Genomic DNA, 20924 nt, shown 5'->3' on the forward strand with positions numbered 1-20924 from the left:
AATGCTCGTCCTACGGACACTCATCGATTGAACGGTTTGATGCCTCTGAGGTGAAGATCCATGAATTGGCCGATGCGCAATTTGTACTCGTTCCTCGTGACGCCATGAAAGTCGGTATGCGCCGCGCCGGGTACGATCCAAAGCTGCTTTGGTTCGGGCACGGCGGCGTAGATGCGGCGCGTTTCACGCTCGCTGGTGTGCCGGTCGATTTCTCCGCCCACAACGAGGGTAGGGCAAGCCAGCTTGCCCACCGCGTCAATCGGTCGCAGCTGATCCAAAGTCAGGTCCAGCCGCAGCGGCACCTGCCATAGCAACAGCGGCGCCAGCGCACCGCCTGCGCTTCCCAGATGCAGGCGTAGGCGATTTTCGATGGCTTCTTCAATCGTCGGATACATCGCCTCGATTACCAGCGCGTCGATTCCACGTCCGGGTTGTGACAGCACCACGGCAGCAGCGCCGAGTGACACGCCGATCACGCCGATCCGTTCACCGGGCTGTTCGCGCTTGAGGTAAGCCAGTGCGGCACGCACGCCTTCGGCCTCGCGCACGCCAAAGCTGATGCGCTTACCGGCGCTCTCGCCGTGCGCCTGCTGGTCGATCAGCAGCACGCCATACCCAAGACGCGACAGAAAGCGCGCGCGCCCCAACATATGCAGGCGGTTGCCACGCACCCCGTGCAACAGCAGGACCGCACCAGCGCCCGGCGTGCCACGCGCCATCCAGCCCCGGACCGGGCCGGCGGCGGTAGAAATAGTAACGGAGGAAGCGGGGAAGTCGGGTGGCGCGGCACCGATCTGGCGCCGCGCTGGAGCACTGAGATATTCGCCGGCGCCGAACAGCGCGCCCAATCCCAGTAAAAGCAGACAGGCGAAGGCGATCAGGCCGCGCTTCGCCATTGCCGGTTTAACGCGACTTGACGAACGGCTTGCCGATCGCTTTTGGCGCCACCGATTTGGCCATCAGGCCAGCCAGCACGATCACGGTCACCACGTACGGCACCATCTGGATCAGCGAGCCTGGAATGCGCCCGATGCCCGGCAAGTCAACGCCTTCGATCTGGATCTGCACGGCGCTGAAGAAGCCGAACATCATGCAGCCGAGCGCCGTGTACATCGGCCGCCAGTTACCGAACACCAGCGCGGTCAGCGCCAGATAGCCTGCTCCTGCAGACATGTCGCGCAGGAAGAAGCCACTCTGCACAATTGCCAGGTAAGCACCCGAGAACGAACACAGGATACCCGCCACCAGCATCGCCATATAGCGCGTGGTGGCAACACTGACGCCGGCCGCATCGGCCGCATGCGGGTTCTCGCCACAGGCGCGCAGGCGCAGGCCGAAGCGGCTGTGGTAAATCACCCAGTGCACCAGCGGGATCAGCGCGAACGCCAGGTACACCAGCGCCGAATGGCCGCCGATCACGTGCCCGTAGAACCAGCCGATGAAGGGAATGCCCGCCAGCGCCTCGGTACCCGGCAAGACGATATCGAACAGGCGCGCCTGGCCCAGGTCCGGCGTGCGGCCGCCCTGCTGGTAAAAGAACTGGGCCAGCACGAAGGTCAGGCCGCTCATGGCGATGTTGATCGCAATGCCGCCCACCAGCTGGTTGCCCTTCTGGGTGATGCTGACGTAACCCTGCAGCAGCGCCAGTGCGGCCGATACGGCCACGCCGGCCGCCACGCCGTACCAGGCATTCTGCGTGGTGAAGGCGACAGCGGCCGAGACGAACGCGCTGGCGAGGATTTTGCCCTCTAACGCGATGTCGACCACGCCGCTGCGTTCGGCGAACAGGCCGGCCATCGCGGCAAAAATCAGAACAGGCGCATTGCGGATCGTGGAGACGACAATGCTCGATAAATGGAGGTCTTCAAACATGGCTTATCCTTTGCGAATGTTAAGCAGCTTCAGGACAGCGGGCGCATACAGATTTTCCATCGCGCCGCAGAACAGAATGATCAGCCCCTGGATGAAAATGAAGGTCTCCTGCGGGATGTTCGGTTTTTCCAGCGACAGGTCGAAGCCGCCCTGGATCAGTGCGCCGAACAAGACGCTCGACAGGAAAATGCCGACCGGATGCTGGCGTCCCATCAGCGCAATCGCGATGCCGACAAAGCCCGCGCCGGCCGGAAAATTCAGGCTCAGGTAGTGGGTCGAGCCCATGATCGAATTAACCGCGCCCAGGCCTGCCAGCGCGCCCGAAATGAGCATCGCCACGATGATCATGCGGCTGATCGACACGCCCGCATAATGCGCCGCGCTTTGATTGAGACCGGTGGCGCGCAGCTTGTAGCCCCACGAGGAACGCCACACCATCACGCCGTAGATGGCCAGGGCGGCAATCGCGATCAGGAAGCTGACGTTGAGCGGCGTGTCGCCCAGGATCGGGAACCATTCGTTCAGGCGCGGCATGGCGCCGGCTTCCGAGAACACGCGGCTGGCCGGATTTTGCTGGCCTTCCGGGATCAGGTACTTGACGATGATGAAGTTCATCAGGCTGGCCGCGATGAAGTTGAACATGATCGTCGTGACCACCACATGGCTGCCGCGCTTGGCCTGCAAATAGCCGGGCAAGAACGCCCAGGCCGCGCCAAATACCGCGCTGCCCAGCATCGCCGCCGGAATCAGCAGCCAGGCAGGCAGCGAGTGGTCGAGCGTGAGCATGACCACGGTCAGCCCCAGGCCGCCGACGTACAACTGGCCTTCGCTGCCGATGTTGAACAGCCCTGCCTTCATGGCGATCGATACCGACAGGCCGGTAAAGATGAAGGTACTGGCGTAGAACAGCGTGTAGCTCAAGCCCTCGGGATTGATCACCGCGCTGTCGATCAGGATGCGCAGCGATTCGGTCGGGCTTTCACCCAGCAGATGGATCACCAGCGCGGCCACCAGCAGGGCCGAGAGCAGGTTCAGTACAGGCAGGACAAACGCGCTTGCCCAGCGTGGGAGTTCGGTCGTTTTCATGTTTTGTGCATCCCGCCCATCAGCAGCCCGATGCGGGTTGTGTCGAATTCTTCAATCTTGAGTTCACCGGTAATGCGTCCGCCGGACATGACGATGATGCGGTCGGCCAGCGCCCGCACTTCTTCCAGTTCCACCGACACCAGCAGGATCGCCACGCCTTCGTCGCGCATCTTGAGCAGCTGCGTGTGGATACTTTCGATGGTGCCGATGTCGACCCCGCGGGTCGGCTGGCCGACCAGCATCAGCTTCGGCTTGGCCGACACTTCGCGCGCGATCACCACTTTTTGCTGGTTGCCGCCCGAAAGCAGGCCGATACGCAGTTCCGGATTGGCCGGACGCACGTCGAAGGCCTTGAGCAGGTCGCCGCAGCGCGCCGCGATGGCCTTGAAGTCGAACAGGCCCCAGCGGTTGCAAACCCGGTCCTGGTAGCCGAACACGGTGTTCTGCATGACCGAAAAATCCTTGATCACGCCGTCGCGCAGGCGGTCTTCCGGCACGTGGCCGATACCCAGCTTGCGGAAGGCGGCTGGCAAGCCGTCGGCGTCCGAGCGTTTGGCGTAGGGCAGTTCGGTGCCGAGGAAGGCGACCTTGCCGCCGCTCGGCAGGCGCATGCCCGACAGGATTTGCATCAATTCGCTCTGGCCGTTGCCCGACACGCCGGCAATCGCCACGATTTCGCCCGCGCGCAAGGTGAAATCGATATCGGCCAGCAGGCGCACGCCCGCGGCGTCCTGCAACTGCAGGCCGGCCACTTCCAGCACGGCGGGGCCAGGGTTGTACTGTGCGCGTGGCAGTTCGCCCTGGATCGGGCGGCCCACCATCATGTTGGCCAGTTCTTCCTTTGACGTCGTGGCGGTCTGCACCGCGCCCGCCACGCGCCCGGCGCGCATCACGGTCACCTGGTCGGTGATCTCCATGATTTCGCCCAGCTTGTGGGTGATCAAAATGATGGTTTTGCCCTGTTCCTTGAACAGCCGCAGGATCTCGAACAGCGACGCCGTTTCCTGCGCGGTCAGCACGGCGGTCGGCTCGTCCAGGATCAGGATGTTGGCGCTGCGGTAGATCTGCTTGAGGATCTCGACGCGCTGCTGCGCGCCGACCGACAGGTCTTCGATCTTGGCCAGCGGGTCGACGTCGAGCCGGTAGCGCGTGCAGATCTCGCGCAGCTTCGCTTCAGTCGCGGCGCGGTGCGACGCGAGCTTGAAGCCGCCTTCGGTGCCCAGCATGACGTTGTCGAGTACCGTGAAATTCTCGACCAGCATGAAGTGCTGGTGCACCATGCCGATACCGAGGGCGATCGCCTGTTGGCTGGTGCGGATGTCCTGGGCCTGGCCGTCGATCAGCAACGCACCGCTGTCGGCATTGTAGTAGCCGTACAGGATGCTCATGAGGGTCGACTTGCCGGCGCCGTTCTCGCCGATCACGCCATGGATCGAGCCCTTGGCGATGGAGAAGCTGACGTCGGCGTTCGCCTGCACGGCCCCGAAGGCTTTGCAGATATTGCGAAATTCTACAGCTGGCTGCATAGCGGTCAGTGGTGAGTAGTAAAGGTAAATGAGTTCAAAAGCGCGCCGGGCCGATCAAAACCGGCGCGGCGCGCTTTTCTGGAGTGCGGGGAGAATCTAGACCGGGCAGCTGCTGCCAACGCGGTAGTCGACCACTTTGACCTTGCCGCTGACGATATTGGCCTTGGCTTCGTTGACGCGCTTTTCGATCTCCGGCGTGACGACCGCGCGGTTATCCTTGTCCAGCGCCCAATCGACGCCGCCTTCTTTCAGGCCCCTGTAGGTGACGCCGGCTTTCCAGCTGCCGTTCTTCATCTGCATGAACGAGTCGTAGATGGCCAGGTCGACCCGCTTGACCATCGAGGTCAGCATGGTGCCCGGATGGAGGTAGTTCTGGTTCGAGTCGACGCCGATGGCCAGCTTGCCTTTTTCCTTGGCCGTCTGCAGGGTGCCCATGCCGCTGCCGCCGGCAACGGCGAACACCACATCCACGCCGCGGTCGAACTGCGCGCGCGCCAGTTCACCGCCCTTGGCCGGGTCGTTCCAGGCTGCGCTGGTGGTGCCGACCATGTTCTGCATGGTCTCGATCTTCGGATTGGTCGCTTTCGCGCCCTGGGCATAGCCGCAGGCGAAGGTGCGAATCAGCGGAATGTCCATGCCGCCCACAAAACCGATTTTCTTCGACTTCGATGCCAGGGCGGCGGCCACGCCGACCAGGTACGAGCCTTCTTCTTCCTTGAACAGGATCGAGTTGACGTTGTTACCCTTGGCGACCGCGTCGATCAGCACGAAGCGCACGTTGGGGAATTCCTGCGCGACCTTCTGCACGGCCTGGGTCTGCGAGAAACCGACGGCCGCGATCAAGTCCAGCTTCTTGCGCGCCAGACCGCGCAGCACTTGCTCGGCCTGGGTATCGCTGCTGGCCTGCACCTCGATGTATTTGATGTTGGTCTCTTTTTTGAAGCGCTCGGCGCCTTCAAACGCGGACTGGTTGAACGACTTGTCGAACTTGCCGCCAGCGTCGTACACGATGCCCAGCTTTGGGTCGGCAGCCGTGGCGCTGGCCGCGACGCACAGCGCCGCGATCGTGATACTAAGTTGCTTAAATTTCATGAGTTCACTCCTGGAAAGCGATATTGTACCCGGCACACCGGCTGCGATGGGGCGAAAGGAATGCGTAAGCTTAACGACACTAAGCAAGCAAAGCCAGCAAATTGGCGTGTGCTTGCTCGAATTGTGTCAGGCCGGAGCGCAAGAGGTCGTTACCAATTGTATCGAGTCCGATGCCGTGCCGGCCCAGTTGCGTCAATACGGCGCGCGCGCCGTCGACATCGTCGACCAGCGACAGGCGCGCTTCGCCATGGTCGCGGAAAGCGGCCAGGGTCGCATCGGGCACGGTGTTCACGGTCGCCTCGCCGATCAGTTCTTCCACATAGGTGACATCGCGCATGGCCGAGTTTTTCACGCCCGTGCTGGCCCACAGCAGCCATTGCGGCGTGGCGCCGAACGCGGTGAAGATGGCAAAGCCGCTGTCGTTCTGGAAGTCGTGGTAGGCCACGCGCGCGGCGGCGATGGCCGCCTTGCCGCGCAGGGCGCCCGCTGCCGGCGGCAGCAGGGCGTCGACGGCGGCATCGACGCGGCTGATAAAGACGCTGGCCACGCTGGCGATGCGCTGCACCGACAGCATCGCTTCCAGGCGGCGCGCCAGGCCACGGCGGTGCGCCGCGCGCACGGCAGCCAGCTGGGTGGCGCTGAAAATGAGGGTGACGTTGACGTTGATGCCGGCGTAGATCACTTCTTCGACGGCGGCGATGCCCGCTTCGGTAGCCGGAATCTTGATCATCGCGTTGGGCCGGTCGATCGCAGCCCACAGGCGGCGCGCCTCGAGCACGGTGCCGGCGGCATCGTGCGCCCAGCGCGGCGAGACCTCGAAGCTGACGAACCCCGCGTGGCCGTCGCTGTCGGCGTACAGGGGCGCGAACAGGTCGCACGCGGTCTGCACGTCGGGCAGGACCAGCGCTTCGAAGCGCGCCTCCGGGTCAAGGTGGGCGAGGCGCAATGCCGGCAGCGCGGCCTGATAGGCGGCGTCGTTGCGGATCGCGTTATAGAAGATGGAAGGATTCGAGGTCACGCCCTGGATGCCGTCGTCGGCGATCCAGCGCGCCAGTTCGCCCGAGGCGACCAGCTCGCGGCTGAGGTTATCGAGCCAGATTTGCTGGCCCAGGCCGGCCACGGCCTTGAGACGGCTGGCGGATGCACTAATTTGGTTCATGGCAACTTTCCTGGCGGGCTATGTCGTATTGTTGCAACAACTCATGTGGCGAAAATCACGCGTCTTTACGTGTTGAACTTTGCTCGTCCCGGCCCGGTGCGCGGGGGCCGTGTCGTCGCCATGTTCGCTACGCCCGGGAGTGCGTAAGGCTAGGGAATATTGCGCCGCGCCATATGGCACAGGTACAGCTTTAGAACTATGCATCACCGTTAATATGTATGGCAAATACGATTTTGCTTCGTCATTTATATGATCGAAATATAAATGAAAACGTAATTCCCATGATTTCGAGTCAATTCTTTTCATGCTAGGATGCCCAGGCACTATCAAGATACAGACGGGAGCGTAGTCACAGCGGGGTGATGAAGGCTGTTTTGTGCGCTGCAAGGCGTCCGGGCGGCGCACGTCGCCGGAGCGGATGCGAACCGGAACGCAGGATTCATGAGATGGTTAATCGATCTAAGGAATTACTTAAATGACAATAAAAAGCAAGCAGTTCGCCACCCGTTCGCTGATCGCCCTGGCCGTTGCCAGCGCCTTTCCGCTGCACGTCGCGATGGCGCAGGACAAGCCAGCCGAAGAAGCCAAGCCGCAAGCCGGCCAGCTGGAAACCGTCATCGTGACCGCGCAGCGCCGTTCCGAGAACATCAAGGACGTGCCGATGGCGATCACCACGCTCAAGGGTGAAAAACTCGACGTGCTCACCTCCGGCGGCCAGGACATCCGCTTCCTGTCGGGCCGTTCGCCCAGCTTGAACGTCGAATCCGACTATGGCCGTTCGTTCCCGCGCTTTTACATCCGCGGCCAGGGCAATACCGACTTCGACCTGAATGCATCGCAGCCGGTTGGCCTGGTGGTCGACGACATCGTGCAGGAAAGCCCGATGCTGAAAGGCTTCCCGGTGTTCGACGTCGAGCAGGTCGAAGTGCTGCGCGGCCCACAGGGCACGCTGTTCGGCCGCAATTCCCCGGCCGGCGTGATCAAGTTCGACTCGGCCAAGCCGCAGATCGGCAAATCCGACGGCTATGCCACGGTCGGCATCGGCAACTACCGCGCCCGCAATTTTGAAGGCGCGCTCAACCTGCCGATCAGCGATACCGTCGCTGCGCGCGTGTCGGTGCAGTCGCAGAACCGCGGCGACCGCGTGCACAACAACCGTCCGGGCAACGGCACCAAGGATTTCGAGGGCTACCACGACGACGCGCTGCGCCTGCAAGTGCTGGTCAAGCCGACCAGCGCCTTCAGCGCCCTGTTCAACGTGCACGCACGCGATATGGACGGCAGCGCCACCCTGTTCCGCGCCAATATCCTTAAAAAGGGCACCAATGAACTGGTGAGCGGTTTTAACTACGGCAGTTACGACAGCGATGGCGTCAACGAACAGCGCCTCGCGACCGAAGGCGCCAGCATGCGCCTGCGCCTGGACCTCTCCGGCATCACGCTGCACTCGATCACGGGTTACGAATCGGCCGACTTCTACAGCCGCGCCGACGTCGACGGCGGCTACGGCGCCGTGTACGCGCAGCCGATGGGCCCGAGCTACGCCAACCAGGCCGCGTTCATTCCGTTCGTGGTCGAAACGGCGGACGTGCTGCCGAAGCACCGCCAGTTCACTCAAGAGTTCCGCGCGGAGTCGGTCAATAAAGGTCCGCTGCAGTGGATCGCCGGCCTGTTCTACTTTAACGAAGACATCCAGATCGACAGCATCAGCTTCGACTCGCTGGCGCCGGGCAATCCGCAGAATCCGTTCTTCGCGACCCAGTACCAGGACACCAAATCGTGGGCCGCCTTCGGTTCGCTGAACTACACCGTGTCCGACAAGTTCAAGCTGCGTGGTGGTCTGCGCTACACCAACGACAAGAAGAACTTCGCCGCCCGGCGCGTCGAGTTGACCACGGCCGGTCCTTTCGGGATCAGCAACGAGTCGACCAACGTGAGCTGGGATATGTCCGGCACCTACGCGCTCAGCGCCGACAGCAACCTGTTCGCCCGCGTGGCCACCGGCTACCGCGCACCGAGCATGCAGGGTCGTTTGAACGGCCTGGCCGATCGTCCATCGTTCGCCGAAGCTGAAAAGGCGCTGTCGTACGAAGCCGGTATCAAGCAGGACCTGTTCAACCGCCGCGCGCGCCTGTCGGCCAGCGTGTTCCAGTACCGCGTCAAGGACAAGCAGCTGACCGCCGGTTCGGGCCAGATCAACATGAACCAGTTGATCAACGCCGACCGCGTGACCGGCCAGGGCGTGGAACTGGACTTCCAGGCCAACCTGTCGGACGCACTGCGCATGACCCTGGGCGGCAGCTTCAATGACACCGAGATCAAGGATTCCGACCTGTTCGTCCAGACCTGCGGCAACGAACCCAATACCAAGGGCGTGAACGGCTGCACGCCGACCGGCGCGGCAGGACCGTTCGCGTACACGCAGAAGCTGAACGGCAACCCGCTGCCGCGCGCACCGAAGTGGCAGGCCAACTTCACGCTGCGCTACAGCGTGCCGGTGGGCGATGCCGAGTTCTTTGCCTATACCGACTGGGCGTATCGCAGCACCTACAATATGTTCCTGTACGAAGCGAAGGAATACAAAGCCAAGTCGCTGGTCGAAGGCGGCCTGCGCATGGGCTACAAGTGGGATAACTACGAAGTGGCGGCCTTTGCGCGTAACATCACCGACAAGGTACAGTCGGTCGGCGCGATCGACTTCGACAACCTGACCGGTATCGTCAACGAGCCACGCACGCTGGGTGTGCAGCTCAAGGCCACGTTCTAAGCGTCACTGCAGCCATATCAGCCCCGCACATCGCAAGGTGTGCGGGGTTTTATTTTTTTGGAAGACCATGAAGCCACTTTATCCAAGGATCGCCGGCGCAGCGCTGTGCGGCATGTGCTGCGTCGATTGTGCGCAGACCAGGCGCGGTTTTTGACGATTCGCATCACGGGAGGGGATAGCGAAGAAGAGTAGGGCGCAGCCCCGGTATCGGGTAAGATTCCTCGTCCTGCATTCAGGCCGCTACCCCCACCGCCGTCGTCCCCGCCGAGTGCCGCCTTGGCGCGGGAACGACGGGGCTATTGGAGAATCCATGCAATCAGCAGTCAACCTGTGGCCGCTCATCGGCGTCGCCGTCATCATTGTCGGCTTCGTGCTGCGCGTGCATCCCGTGCTGGTCGTTGTCGCCGCCTGCGGCGCCACCGGCCTGGCCGTGTCGATGCCGGTCGAAGCGCTCCTCGCCTCCCTCGGCACCGCCTTCATCAAAACACGCAACCTGCCCATGATCCTGCTGCTTCCGCTTGCCGCCATTGGCCTGCTCGAACGCTTCGGTCTCAAGGAGCACGCGCAAGCGAGCATCGCAAAAATCAAATCGGCCACCACCGGCCGCCTGCTGATCGTCTACCTGTTCGTGCGCGAAGTGTCGGCCGCTTTCGGCCTGACCAGCCTTGGCGGCCACCCGTCGATGGTGCGTCCGCTGGTCGCGCCCATGGCCGAAGCGGCCGCCGAAACGCGCAACGGCACCATCAGCGACAAGCTGCGCTACCGCATCCGCGCCATGTCGGCCGCCACCGACAACATCGGCCTGTTCTTCGGTGAAGATGTCTTCGTCGCCTTCGGCGCCATCGTCCTGATGCAAACCATCCTGGCGGCCGAAGGCATTCCGGTCAATCCGCTGCACATGGCGATGTGGGGCATTCCCACCGCGATCACCGCCTTCATCATCCACGCGTGGCGCCTGCACCGCTTCGATGCCGAGATTGCGCGCGACGGAGCCGGCAAATGATCATCCTGCTCGACTATTTCTACCTGGCGCTCGGCGCCATGCTGGCCGCTTCCGCCGTCATGTCCCTGCGCGACAAGGATAATCCGCGCCGCTATTCGGGCGCCTTGTTCTGGGCCCTGTACGCCGCCGTCTACCTGGTCGGCGAACGCCTGCCGCCGGCGATTGTCGGCGGGATCATGATCGTGATGGCCCTGATCGCCGGCTGCGGCGGCGTCACCCTGGGCAAGTACGGCGTGCGCACGCTTGATGAAAAGACCTCCAGCGCGCGCCGCCTCGGCCACCTGCTGTTCATCCCCGCATCGATCATCCCGGTGGTGACCATGATCGGCTCGACCCTGCTCAAGGATGTTCACATCGGCGGGTTGCTGCTGCTCGAAACCAAGCACCTGACCCTGGTCAGCCTTGGCTGCGCTTCGGTGCTGGCGGTCGGCGCGGCCTGCTGGCTGACGCGCTCGACGCCGGTGCAGGGCATGCGCGAATGGCGCCGCCTGGTCGACGCGGTCGGCTGGGCGGTGGTGCTGCCGCATATGCTGGCCGTCCTGGGGCTGCTGTTCGCCGAAGCGGGCGTCGGCAAGGCGGTCGCGCACATCACCACCTCGTACATCAACATGGATTCGCGTTTCGTGGCGGTGGTGGTGTTCTGCGTCGGCATGGCGCTGTTCACGATCATCATGGGTAACGGCTTCGCTGCCTTTCCCGTGATGGCCGGCGGCGTCGGCATTCCGATCCTGATCGGCCAGTACGGTGCCAACCCGGCGGTGATGGCCGCCATCGGCATGTTCAGCGCCTATTGCGGCACCCTCATGACGCCCATGGCCGCCAACTTCAACGTGGTGCCGGTGGTGCTGCTCGAACTGCCCGACAAGCACGCGGTGATCAAGGCGCAGATACCGACCGCGCTGCCGCTGCTGGTGGCGAATATCTTCCTGCTGTATTTTTTGATGGACCAGAAATGACCAGAACAGTACTGCTGACCGGTTTCGAGCCGTTCAATAAAGAGACGATCAATCCGGCCTGGGAGGCGGTGCGCTCGCTGGCCGGCCACGAGGGCAGCGGCTATCGCATTGAAGTGCGCCGGCTGCCGTGCGTGTTCGGCGCCGCAGGCGAGGTGCTGCGCGCGGCGATCGACGAGGTGCGGCCCGCGGTGGTGATCGCGGTCGGGCAGGCCGGGGGCAGGGTGGACCTGTCGGTGGAACGCATCGCCATCAATATCGACGACGCGCCGATTCCCGACAACGCCCAGTGCCAGCTCGTCGACCGGCCGGTTGTGGAGGGTGGACCGGCGGCGTATTTTTCGACCCTGCCGATCAAGGCCATCGTGGCAAGTTTACGCGAGGCCGGCTTGCCGGCGTCGGTGTCGCAGACGGCGGGTACCTTCGTGTGCAATCACGTTTTTTACAGCCTGATGCACCAGACGGCGGGCCAGGATGTACGGGCAGGCTTCATTCACATTCCCTACCTGCCGCAGCAGGCAGCGGCGCACCCCGGGGCACCCAGCATGGCGCTCGCCAACGTGGTGCGGGGGTTGACGATTGCGCTGGAAGTGGCGCTGGCCGTGCGCGACGATGTGTGCGAGGCCGGCGGCACGGTTTCCTAGGCGCTTGGATTGAGGATGTTCAGGAACGCCCGCACCACCGGCGCATCGTCGAGCGTGGTGTAGGTGATGTACAGATTGGCCGATGGCGGATTGGTCTTGATCGGCAAGAAGATCACCCCCGGCCAGCCGATGCGGCTGGTCGTTTCCGGCATCAGCGCCACGCCCAGGCCCGCGCCCACCATCGCCAGCAAGGTTTGCGGCTCGGACGCTTCCTGGAAAATCGCCGGCTGAAAACCGGCCTTGATGCAGCATTGGATCAGGTAGCGCGGGAAGGCCGACTTGTCCAGCGCGAGCGTGAGCATCGGCTGGTCGGCAATGTCGGTCAGCTCGATCCACGGCTGCGTGGCCAGCGGATGATGCTCGTTGACCGCCACGCACACGTTCTCGCGAAAACACAGTTCCTGGCGCAGGTTGTCGTGTTTGAGTTCATCTTCATCAAGCTTGGGCTCGCGCCAGAAACCCACATCGATCTGCTTGGCGCGCAGCGCTTCGTACTGCACGTTCGGTCCCGACTCGTGCAAGGTCCAGGTCACGCGCGGAAACTTGGTCTGGAATTCTTCGAGCAGGCTGGGAATCGGTCCCCACATGGCCGAACCGACAATGCCGACCCGCAGGCGCCCGACTTCGCCGCGGTCGATCTGGCGGATGGTATCGATCGTCATGCGCATCTTGGCCAGCAGGTCCGACGCTTCGCCCATCAGCGCCTTGCCGGCCACCGTCAGCTCGAAAGTGCGGGTAGTGCGCGCGAACAAACGGACCCCCAATTCGCTCTCGAGCTTCATGATCTGCTGGCTCAAAGGCGGCTGCGAGATATGCAGCCGCTCGGCGGCGCGGCTGAAGCTCTTTTCTTCAGCCACCGCGAGGAAGTACTTGAGCTGTTTCAGGTCGATGGACATGTGGGTATGTGGGTGGGGTTAGAGCGGTTGCAGGCCTGGCAGGTTACGCATGGCCACGGCCAGCTCGGCGCCTACCTGCGCGTTGTGCTTGACCAGCGCGATGTTGGTCATCAGGCTGCGCCCTTCGGTCAGCGTCTTGATGCGGGCCAGCAGGAATGGGGTCACCAGCTTGCCCGCCACGCCGCCGTCGCGCGCTTCCTGCAATGCCTGTTCGGTGATGCTGTCGATTTCTTCCTTCGGCATCGCAAACGCTTCCGGCACCGGATTGCTGATGACGATGCCGCCATCGAGACCGAGCTGCCATTTGGTCTGGATGAAGGCCGCCTGCTCCAGCGCCGAATCGAGCTGGAAGTCGGCCTTGAAGCCGCTGTCGCGCGTGAAGAAGGCAGGGAAGGCCGGCTGGCCAACGCTGATCACCGGCACGCCGTGGGTTTCGAGGTATTCGAGCGTGAGGCCGATGTCGAGAATCGACTTGACGCCCGCGCACACGACCGCCACGTTGGTGCGGGCCAGTTCCTGCAGGTCGGCCGAGATGTCGAAGCTGGTTTCGGCGCCACGGTGCACGCCGCCGATGCCGCCGGTGACGAACACGTGGATGCCGGCCAGCTGCGCGCAGATCATGGTGGCGGCCACGGTGGTGGCGCCAAGGCGGCCTTGCGAGAGCACATACGGCAGGTCGCGGCGCGATACTTTCATCGCGTCCGGCGACGTGGCCAGCAGTTCGAGCTGCTCGGCCACCAGGCCGATGCAGATCTTGCCTTCGATGATGGCGATCGTGGCCGGCACGGCGCCGGCGGCGCGGATCACGTGCTCGACTTCCTGCGCCATCGTGACGTTTTGCGGGTACGGCATGCCGTGCGAAATGATGGTCGACTCCAGGGCGACGATCGGTTTGCCGGCGGAACGGGCGGCGGCGACTTCGGGCGAGAACAAGAGGTATTGGTGCATGGTCAGTCCTGGTAAAGTGCGTTGAACGGCTGCTGGGCGCCGGGAAGGGCGTCGGGATTCGGAATCTCGGCGAGGACTTCCGCCGTCAGGTAAGGGCATACGGTTTCTTCGCTGGCCAGCGTCATGGCCGACAGTTGCAGGCCGCGGCGACAGGCCAGCGTCATGTCGTCGCTGCCCTGGAACAGGGACCAGCATACCGCAGCGGCAAAGGCGTCGCCCGCACCGGTGACGTCGACGATGTGCGCCGGCGGCGCGTCGAGCTGGGCGATGCCGTCAGCAGTGGTGTAGACCACGCCGGTGGCGCCGCGCGTGACGATGACGTCTTGCGCGCCCTGCGCCTGCAAGGCGCGGCAGGCCGCGAGGAAGTCGGCGCTGGTCAACAGCCGCGTGCCGATGCGCGTTTCGAGCTCGCCCTGGTTCAGAATGAGCAGGCGCAGGCCGCGCAGATCGTCCGGCAGGTTGGCCATCTTGGGCTGTGATACCGCCACCAGCACCAGCGGCACGGCGTCGCGCGCGGCGTCGTCGAGCAGGGCGCGCAGGGTGTCGCGCGGCAGGTTCAGGTCGGCCACGGTCAATGCGCCGACTGCGCGCTGCGGCTGGCGCGTGGCCAGAAAGGCGGGCGTGAGCGCGTCGTACAGGGCCATGTCGGCCAGCGCGAGGATCATTTCGCCATGGTCGTCGAGGACCGCCGTGTAGGTGCCGCTGCACACACCCGTCAGGTGCAGGGTGGCGCGGGTATCGATGCCGGTCGCCTCGGCGTGCGCCAGCAGCGCCTTGCCGGACGAATCGTCGCCAATGGCTGTGATCAGCGCCACCGGCGCCGACAGGCGCGCCAGGTTCTCGGCGATATTGCGGGCCACGCCGCCGAACGATTCGTCCTGGCGTGCGGGATTCGAGGTGCCCATTTTAAGTGTGGCGAGGGAGCGCAGTTTGCGATCGAGATTGGCCGCGCCAAGGCAGACGATCGGCCGGTTATCGGGCAGCACGTAGGCGCGCCCGAGCAGGCGCCGGTCGCGGATCAGTCCCGCGATATAGCCGGCCACGGCGGAGCGCGACAAGCCCAGGACTGACGCCAGGTCCTGCTGCGAGATGAACGGGTTGGCGCGGATCAGTTCGTACAACTGGTCTTTTTTGGAGAGTTCGGTCACAATAAGCAATCATTAAACAATTGTTTGTGATAGTAGACAATTGTCTTAATACTGTCAATCAATGATTGTGTCCTGCTCTCTATAGTGTGCCTGATAGGCACCCGGGGTCCAATCGATTCTAGCGCGTATTTATATGTTGCACATATAAATGAGGAAGAAAAATGGTATTTGCCATACATATCCCCGATCATGCATAGTTATAATAGTTAGCGAACCCATTCTCCACGCCGCCTGCACCGTCCGCGTCGCGTGGCAGCGCCCTCCCCGAACAGATAAGGAATCCTCATGTCGAACAATACTCCCTTCGAAGCCGCCGATATCATCCGCGCCCGCAAACCTGGTTTCGAGCCGCGCGTGGCGATGATCCTCGGTTCGGGCCTTGGCGTACTGGCCGAGCAGATGACCGATGCGGTGTCGATCGGTTTCGACCAGCTGCCTGGTTTCCCGATCAGCACCGTGCACGGTCACGCCGGTGAGCTGGTACTGGGTACGCTGGCGGGCGTGAACGTGGTGTGCATGAAGGGCCGCGGCCACTTCTACGAAGGTTATGGCATGGGCGTGATGACCAGCGCCGTGCGCACCATGAAGCTGCTCGGTTGCGAGATGCTGTTCGTGACCAACGCCGCCGGTTCGCTGCGCACCGAAGTCGATGCGGGCAGCCTGGTGGCCCTGACCGACCATATCAACTGGTTGCCTGGAACGCCGATGGTTGGCCCGAACGACGACCGTTTCGGCCCGCGCTTTTTCAGCATGGCCAATGCCTACGACAGCGACATCCGTAACGTGGTCAAGGAAACCGCCGCCGCCAAGGGCATCACGCTGCATGAAGGTGTGTTCATCGCCTACCCGGGTCCGAACTTCGAAACCGCCGCCGAAATCCGCATGATGGCCAAGCTGGGTGCCGATGTGGTGGGTATGTCGGTGGTGCCGGAAGTGGTGTCGGCCCGTCATTGCGGTTTGAAGGTGGTTGGCGTGTCGGTGATTACCAACCTGGCGGAAGGCATGTCGCCGTTCCCGCTGTCGCACGAGCAGACCCTGAAGTACGCCGCGATTGGCGCCAAGGATCTGGTTGCGCTGATTCCGGCGTTCCTGGAGCGCGTCGCCGCACAACCGCGCGCCGCTGCCTGATTTGCTCGCACTACGTCCGAGGTTGCCAATCTCCGATTACGTCGTCTCCCCCGCGCCAAGGCGGCACTCGGCGGGGGAGACGACGGAAGTGGTAGCGGACGTGCACCCAATTTACCGTACCTGAACCTTTCTAAAGCGAGCGATCCCATGTCACGCGCATTTATCCTCCTGCTTGATTCCTTCGGCCTCGGCGCCACGCCCGACGCCGACAAATTCGGCGACGTCGGCGCCAACACCTTCGGCCACATCGCCAGCTGGGCCGCCGAACAGGGCAAGCCAATGCAGCTGCCCAACCTCGAACGCCTCGGCCTCGCCGCCGCCGCCCACCTGGCCAGCGGCGAATGGGCGCAGGGCTTCGACCAGCGCGACGGCTTCACCGGCGCCTACGGCGCGGCGCGCGAGCGCTCGACCGGCAAGGACACCCAGAGCGGACACTGGGAAATCGCCGGCGTGCCGGTCGAATTCGACTGGGGCTACTTCCCGCGCACCGTGCCGTCGTTCCCGGCCGAACTGACCGACAAGCTGCAGGAATTGACCGGCGTGGCCGGCTACCTCGGCAACTGCCACGCATCCGGCACCGACATCATCAACAAGCATGGCGATGAACACGTCGCCACCGGCAAAATCATCGTCTACACCTCGGGTGATTCGGTGATGCAGATCGCCGCGCACGAAGAACACTTCGGGCTCGAACGCCTGTACGCCGTGTGCGAAGCCGCGTTTGAACTGGTCAAGCCGTACAACATCGGCCGCGTGATCGCGCGTCCGTTCCTGGGCGAGAACGGCAACTACCGCCGCACCAGCAATCGCCACGACTACGCCGTCCCACCTCCGGCACCGACCCTGCTCGACCACGTCAAGAACGAAGGCGGAGAAGTTATCGGCCTTGGCAAAATCAGTGACATCTTCGCGACCCAGGGCATCTCGCGCGTGGTCAAGGGCGTGGACAACATGGCGCTGTTCGACGCGCTGCTCAAGGTCACCGACGAAGCGGGCGACAAATCGCTCACGTTTGTGAACTTCGTCGACTTCGACCAGGCCTTCGGCCATCGCCGCGATGTCGCCGGCTACTCGAACGCGCTGCATGAAATGGATGCGCGCCTGCCGGAGTTCATGGCCAAGCTGAAGGAGGGCGATCTGGTCGTCATCACCGCCGACCATGGCTGCGACCCAAGCTGGCCGGGCTCGGACCACACGCGCGAGCACATCCCGATGATCTTCTTCGGGCCGGGCGTCGCCCCGCGCGCGCTGCCGGTCTCGAACACGTTCTCCGACATCGGCGCCACGCTGGCCAAGCACCTCGGCGTCAAACCACTTTCCAACGGAACCGCTCTGCTATGACTCACAATCCCGCATTCAAACGCAACGAGGCGGTTGGCCTCGACCTCGGCTGGGTCAACCAGATCAAAGTAAACCGTAGTGCGTCGGACCGCCGCGCCGCCAGCCTGGCCAATCGCCGCACCGTCAAAAAGGAATACCAGGCCGCGTGGCTGATCAAGGCCCTGCAGTGCATCGACCTGACCACGCTCGGCGGCGACGACACGCCGGGCCGCGTCGAGCGCCTGTGCATGAAGGCCATGCGCCCGCTGCGCACCGACCTGATGGAAGCCCTGGGCGTGTCCAACCTGACCACCGGCGCGGTGTGCGTGTACCACGAGATGATCACCCCGGCCGCGAAGATCCTGCAAGGTCGCTTGCCGATTGCCGCGGTATCGACCGCGTTCCCGGCCGGCTTGGCCAGCATGGAAACCAAGGTGCGCGAGATTGAGCTGTCGGTCGCCGCCGGTGCCACCGAAATCGATATCGTCATCACGCGCCAGCACGTCCTGATGGGTAACTGGCAGGCGCTGTACGATGAAATGGTCGCTTACCGCAAAGCCTGCGGCGATGCGCACGTCAAAGCCATTCTCGCCACCGGCGACCTGCTCACGCTGGAAAACGTGGCCAAGGCCTCGTGGGTGTGCATGATGGCCGGTTCCGACTTTATCAAAACCTCGACCGGCAAGGAAGGCGTCAACGCCACCATTCCCGTGGCCCTGACGATGGTGCGCACGATCCGCGAATACCATGAGCAGTATGGCTTCCAGGTCGGCTTCAAGCCGGCCGGCGGCGTGGCAACCTCGAAGAGCGCGCTGCAGTACCTGACCCTGATGAAAGAGGAATTGGGACGCGAGTGGCTGGAGCCGCATCTGTTCCGCATCGGCGCATCGAGCCTGCTGACCGACATCGAGCGCCAGCTCGAACACTACGTCACCGGGAACTACTCGGCCAACCATCGCCACGCGCAACCATAAACACCAACGGATTCGTCATGCCAACAATCAACGAGATTCTTCAAACTATGGACTACGGCCCTGCACCCGAGAGCACCAAAGAAGCGCAAGCATGGCTGGACCAGCATGAGCGCCGTTTCGGGCTGTTCATCGATAATGCCTGGAGCGATGCCGCCGACACCTTCGCCTCGACCAATCCGGCCGATGGCAAGGAACTGGCGCAGGTAAGCCAGGCCAGTGCCGCCGACGTGGACCGCGCAGTGGAAGCGGCGCGCCGCGCCCAGCCGGGCTGGGTGGCCCTGGGCGGCCATGGCCGCGCGCGCGTGATGTACGCGCTCGCGCGCCTGCTGCAAAAGCATGCGCGCCTGTTCGCGGTCATCGAAACGCTCGACAACGGCAAGACGATCCGCGAAACGCGCGACGCCGACCTGCCGCTGGCCGCGCGCCACTTCTACCATCACGCCGGCTGGGCGCAGCTGCAATCGGAAGAATTTGCCGACTACCGCGCCGTGGGCGTGGTGGGCCAGATCGTTCCCTGGAATTTCCCGCTGCTGATGCTGGCCTGGAAAATCGCGCCAGCGCTGGCCGCCGGTAACACGGTCGTCTTCAAGCCGGCCGAATTTACCTCGCTGTCCGCGCTGCTGTTCGCCGAGATCTGCCAGCAGGCTGGCGTGCCGGCCGGCGTGGTCAACATCGTCACCGGCGACGGCCGCGTGGGCGAAGCCATTGTCAACCATGCGGGCATCGACAAGGTGGCCTTCACCGGTTCCACCGAAGTTGGCCGCATCATCCGCAAGGCCACCGCCGGCAGCGGCAAGAAGCTCTCGCTCGAACTGGGCGGCAAGTCGCCGTTCATCGTGTTTGAGGATGCCGATCTGGACGCTGCCGTCGAAGGCCTGGTCGATTCGATCTGGTTCAACCAGGGCCAGGTCTGCTGCGCCGGTTCGCGCCTGCTGGTGCAGGAATCGATCGAAGAACGCTTCCTCGCCAAGCTGCGCACGCGCATGGATAACCTGCGTCTCGGTTCGCCGATCGAAAAGTCGGTCGATATCGGCGCGCTGGTCGATCCTGTCCAGCGCCAGCGCATCGAAGGCCTGGTCGAAGCGGCCCGCGCCGAAGGCTGCACCATTTACCAGCCGGTTTGCGAACTGCCGGCCACCGGCTCGTGGTTCCCGCCAACCCTGATTACCGGCGCATCCACCTCGGCCGGCATCGCCCAGACTGAAATCTTCGGCCCGGTGCTGGTCGCAATGAGCTTCCGCACCCCGGTTGAAGCGGTCCAGCTGGCGAACAACACCGTGTACGGCCTGGCTGCCTGCGTGTGGTCCGAATCGATCAGCCTCGCGCTCGACGTGGCGCCTCAGATCAAGGCTGGCGTGGTGTGGATTAACACCGCCAACCAGTTCGACGCCGCGTGCGGCTTCGGCGGCTACCGCGAGTCCGGCTTCGGCCGCGAAGGCGGCAAGGAAGGCATGTTCGAGTACATGACGGCGCTGTCGGAAGATGCGCGTCCGGCAGTGCCAACGGTGGAAGCGAAGGGCAAGGCCAAGCCGGCCGAAGCGCCGGGACCATTCGCCATCGACCGCACCGCCAAGATGTACATCGGCGGCAAGCAGGCGCGCCCTGATGGCGCCTACACGCGCGCGATCGTCGGCGCCAACGGCGCCTTCATCGGCGACGTGGGCGAAGGCGGCCGCAAGGATATCCGCAATGCCGTGGAAGCGGCGCACAAGGCATCCGGCTGGGCCAAGGCAACGTCGCACAACCGCGCGCAAGTCTTGTACTACATCGCCGAGAACCTGGCGATCCGCGCTGACGAATTCGCGGCACGCCTGGCTGCCATGACCGGCGCCAAGAATCCAGAGAAGGAAGTGCAGGCATCGATCGAACGCCTGTTCTACTACGCGGCGTGGGCCGACAAGTACGACGGCCTGGCGCACCAGCCGCCGATGCACGGCATCACCGTGGCGCTGAACGAACCGGTTGGCGTGATCGGCATCATCTGCCCGAACGAGTCGCCGCTGCTCGGCTTCATTTCGCTGGTGGCGCCTGCGCTGGCGCTGGGTAACCGCGTGATCGCGGTGCCGTCGGAAGCGTATCCGCTGGCTGCAACCGACCTGTATCAGGTACTCGACACGTCGGACCTGCCAGGCGGCGCGCTGAACATCATCACCGGCAGCGCCGACGAACTGGCCAAGACGCTTGCATCGCACTCGGACGTGGACGCCGTGTGGCGCCACGACGGTTCGGCTGAAGGCTGCGCCGAAGTCGAACGCCTGTCGGCCGAATCGCTCAAGCGCACCTGGGTGGGCGGCGGCAAAGGGCGCGACTGGTACGACACCAAACAGGCCGGCGGGCGCGCAGTGCTGGCGCACGCGAGCCAGGTCAAGAATGTCTGGATTCCGTACGGCGTTTAAGCCTGCGATTCG

17 protein-coding genes are annotated in these 20924 nt (G+C 63.7%); 8 read left to right on the forward strand and 9 right to left on the reverse strand.

From position 1 onward, the window contains the following. Window positions 1-20: 20 nt before the first annotated feature. From RBA40_RS18205 to tal, 6 genes are all read right to left on the reverse strand, one after another. On the reverse strand, window positions 21-896 hold the full coding sequence (locus RBA40_RS18205) for an alpha/beta hydrolase (RefSeq protein WP_306649189.1): 876 nt from the start codon (window positions 894-896) through the stop codon (window positions 21-23). Window positions 897-903: 7 nt separating this feature from the next. After that, window positions 904-1872 carry an ABC transporter permease gene (locus tag RBA40_RS18210; protein ID WP_099874492.1) on the reverse strand — a complete coding sequence of 323 codons (969 nt, stop codon included), beginning with the start codon at window positions 1870-1872 and terminating at the stop codon, window positions 904-906. 3 nt (window positions 1873-1875) lie between these two features. Beyond that, entirely contained in the window at window positions 1876-2958 is a 1083-nt protein-coding gene (locus tag RBA40_RS18215) for an ABC transporter permease (RefSeq protein WP_306649190.1), read from the reverse strand. Continuing rightward, on the reverse strand, window positions 2955-4484 hold the full coding sequence (locus tag RBA40_RS18220; protein ID WP_306649191.1) for an ABC transporter ATP-binding protein: 1530 nt from the start codon (window positions 4482-4484) through the stop codon (window positions 2955-2957). The genes RBA40_RS18215 and RBA40_RS18220 overlap by 4 nt, the downstream gene beginning before the upstream one ends. A gap of 96 nt (window positions 4485-4580) precedes the next feature. Further along, window positions 4581-5576, reverse strand: a complete 996-nt coding sequence (locus RBA40_RS18225; RefSeq protein ID WP_306649192.1) for a BMP family lipoprotein — start codon at window positions 5574-5576, stop codon at window positions 4581-4583. Window positions 5577-5655: 79 nt separating this feature from the next. Further along, on the reverse strand, window positions 5656-6735 hold the full coding sequence (gene tal, locus RBA40_RS18230; RefSeq protein ID WP_306649193.1) for a transaldolase: 1080 nt from the start codon (window positions 6733-6735) through the stop codon (window positions 5656-5658). 475 nt (window positions 6736-7210) lie between these two features. Between tal and RBA40_RS18235 the strand changes: the two genes are divergently transcribed. The 4 genes from RBA40_RS18235 (at window position 7211) to pcp (ending at window position 12102) form a co-directional block, all read left to right on the forward strand. Next, on the forward strand, window positions 7211-9502 hold the full coding sequence (locus RBA40_RS18235) for a TonB-dependent receptor (protein WP_306649194.1): 2292 nt from the start codon (window positions 7211-7213) through the stop codon (window positions 9500-9502). Between the two features lie 310 nt (window positions 9503-9812). Further along, entirely contained in the window at window positions 9813-10505 is a 693-nt protein-coding gene (locus RBA40_RS18240) for a DUF969 domain-containing protein (protein WP_306649195.1), read from the forward strand. Next, window positions 10502-11461 (forward strand): DUF979 domain-containing protein, encoded by a 960-nt coding sequence (locus RBA40_RS18245; protein ID WP_306649196.1) that lies wholly within the window; start codon window positions 10502-10504, stop codon window positions 11459-11461. Before RBA40_RS18240 ends, RBA40_RS18245 begins: the two co-directional genes overlap by 4 nt. Next, window positions 11458-12102, forward strand: a complete 645-nt coding sequence (gene pcp, locus RBA40_RS18250) for a pyroglutamyl-peptidase I (RefSeq protein WP_306649197.1) — start codon at window positions 11458-11460, stop codon at window positions 12100-12102. The genes RBA40_RS18245 and pcp overlap by 4 nt, the downstream gene beginning before the upstream one ends. Here pcp and RBA40_RS18255 read toward each other — a convergent pair. Genes RBA40_RS18255 through RBA40_RS18265 form a run of 3 tightly spaced genes read right to left on the reverse strand, consistent with a single transcriptional unit; the run spans window position 12099 to window position 15094 of the window. After that, window positions 12099-12998, reverse strand: coding sequence for a LysR family transcriptional regulator (locus RBA40_RS18255; RefSeq protein WP_306649198.1), 900 nt, complete (start codon window positions 12996-12998; stop codon window positions 12099-12101). The genes pcp and RBA40_RS18255 overlap by 4 nt on opposite strands. Window positions 12999-13016: 18 nt before the next feature. Continuing rightward, on the reverse strand, window positions 13017-13946 hold the full coding sequence (locus RBA40_RS18260) for a pseudouridine-5'-phosphate glycosidase (protein ID WP_306623395.1): 930 nt from the start codon (window positions 13944-13946) through the stop codon (window positions 13017-13019). Between the two features lie 2 nt (window positions 13947-13948). Further along, window positions 13949-15094, reverse strand: coding sequence for a carbohydrate kinase (locus RBA40_RS18265; RefSeq protein WP_306649199.1), 1146 nt, complete (start codon window positions 15092-15094; stop codon window positions 13949-13951). A 285-nt stretch (window positions 15095-15379) separates the two neighbouring features. Between RBA40_RS18265 and xapA the strand changes: the two genes are divergently transcribed. From xapA to RBA40_RS18285, 4 genes are all read left to right on the forward strand, one after another. Continuing rightward, on the forward strand, window positions 15380-16222 hold the full coding sequence (xapA, locus tag RBA40_RS18270; protein ID WP_306649200.1) for a xanthosine phosphorylase: 843 nt from the start codon (window positions 15380-15382) through the stop codon (window positions 16220-16222). A 147-nt stretch (window positions 16223-16369) separates the two neighbouring features. Next, window positions 16370-17563 carry a phosphopentomutase gene (locus RBA40_RS18275; RefSeq protein ID WP_306649201.1) on the forward strand — a complete coding sequence of 398 codons (1194 nt, stop codon included), beginning with the start codon at window positions 16370-16372 and terminating at the stop codon, window positions 17561-17563. Continuing rightward, window positions 17560-18516: a deoxyribose-phosphate aldolase gene (deoC, locus tag RBA40_RS18280; RefSeq protein WP_306649202.1), complete on the forward strand. Its 957-nt coding sequence runs from the start codon at window positions 17560-17562 to the stop codon at window positions 18514-18516. Before RBA40_RS18275 ends, deoC begins: the two co-directional genes overlap by 4 nt. A 17-nt stretch (window positions 18517-18533) precedes the next feature. Continuing rightward, a complete protein-coding gene (locus RBA40_RS18285; RefSeq protein ID WP_374710515.1) occupies window positions 18534-20912 on the forward strand; it encodes an aldehyde dehydrogenase family protein in 2379 nt (792 codons plus the stop codon). Window positions 20913-20924 lie beyond the last annotated feature (12 nt).

This window comes from Massilia pseudoviolaceinigra (genome assembly GCF_030846505.1).
In the GTDB taxonomy this organism is placed as follows: Bacteria; Pseudomonadota; Gammaproteobacteria; order Burkholderiales; family Burkholderiaceae_D; genus Telluria_A; species Telluria_A violaceinigra.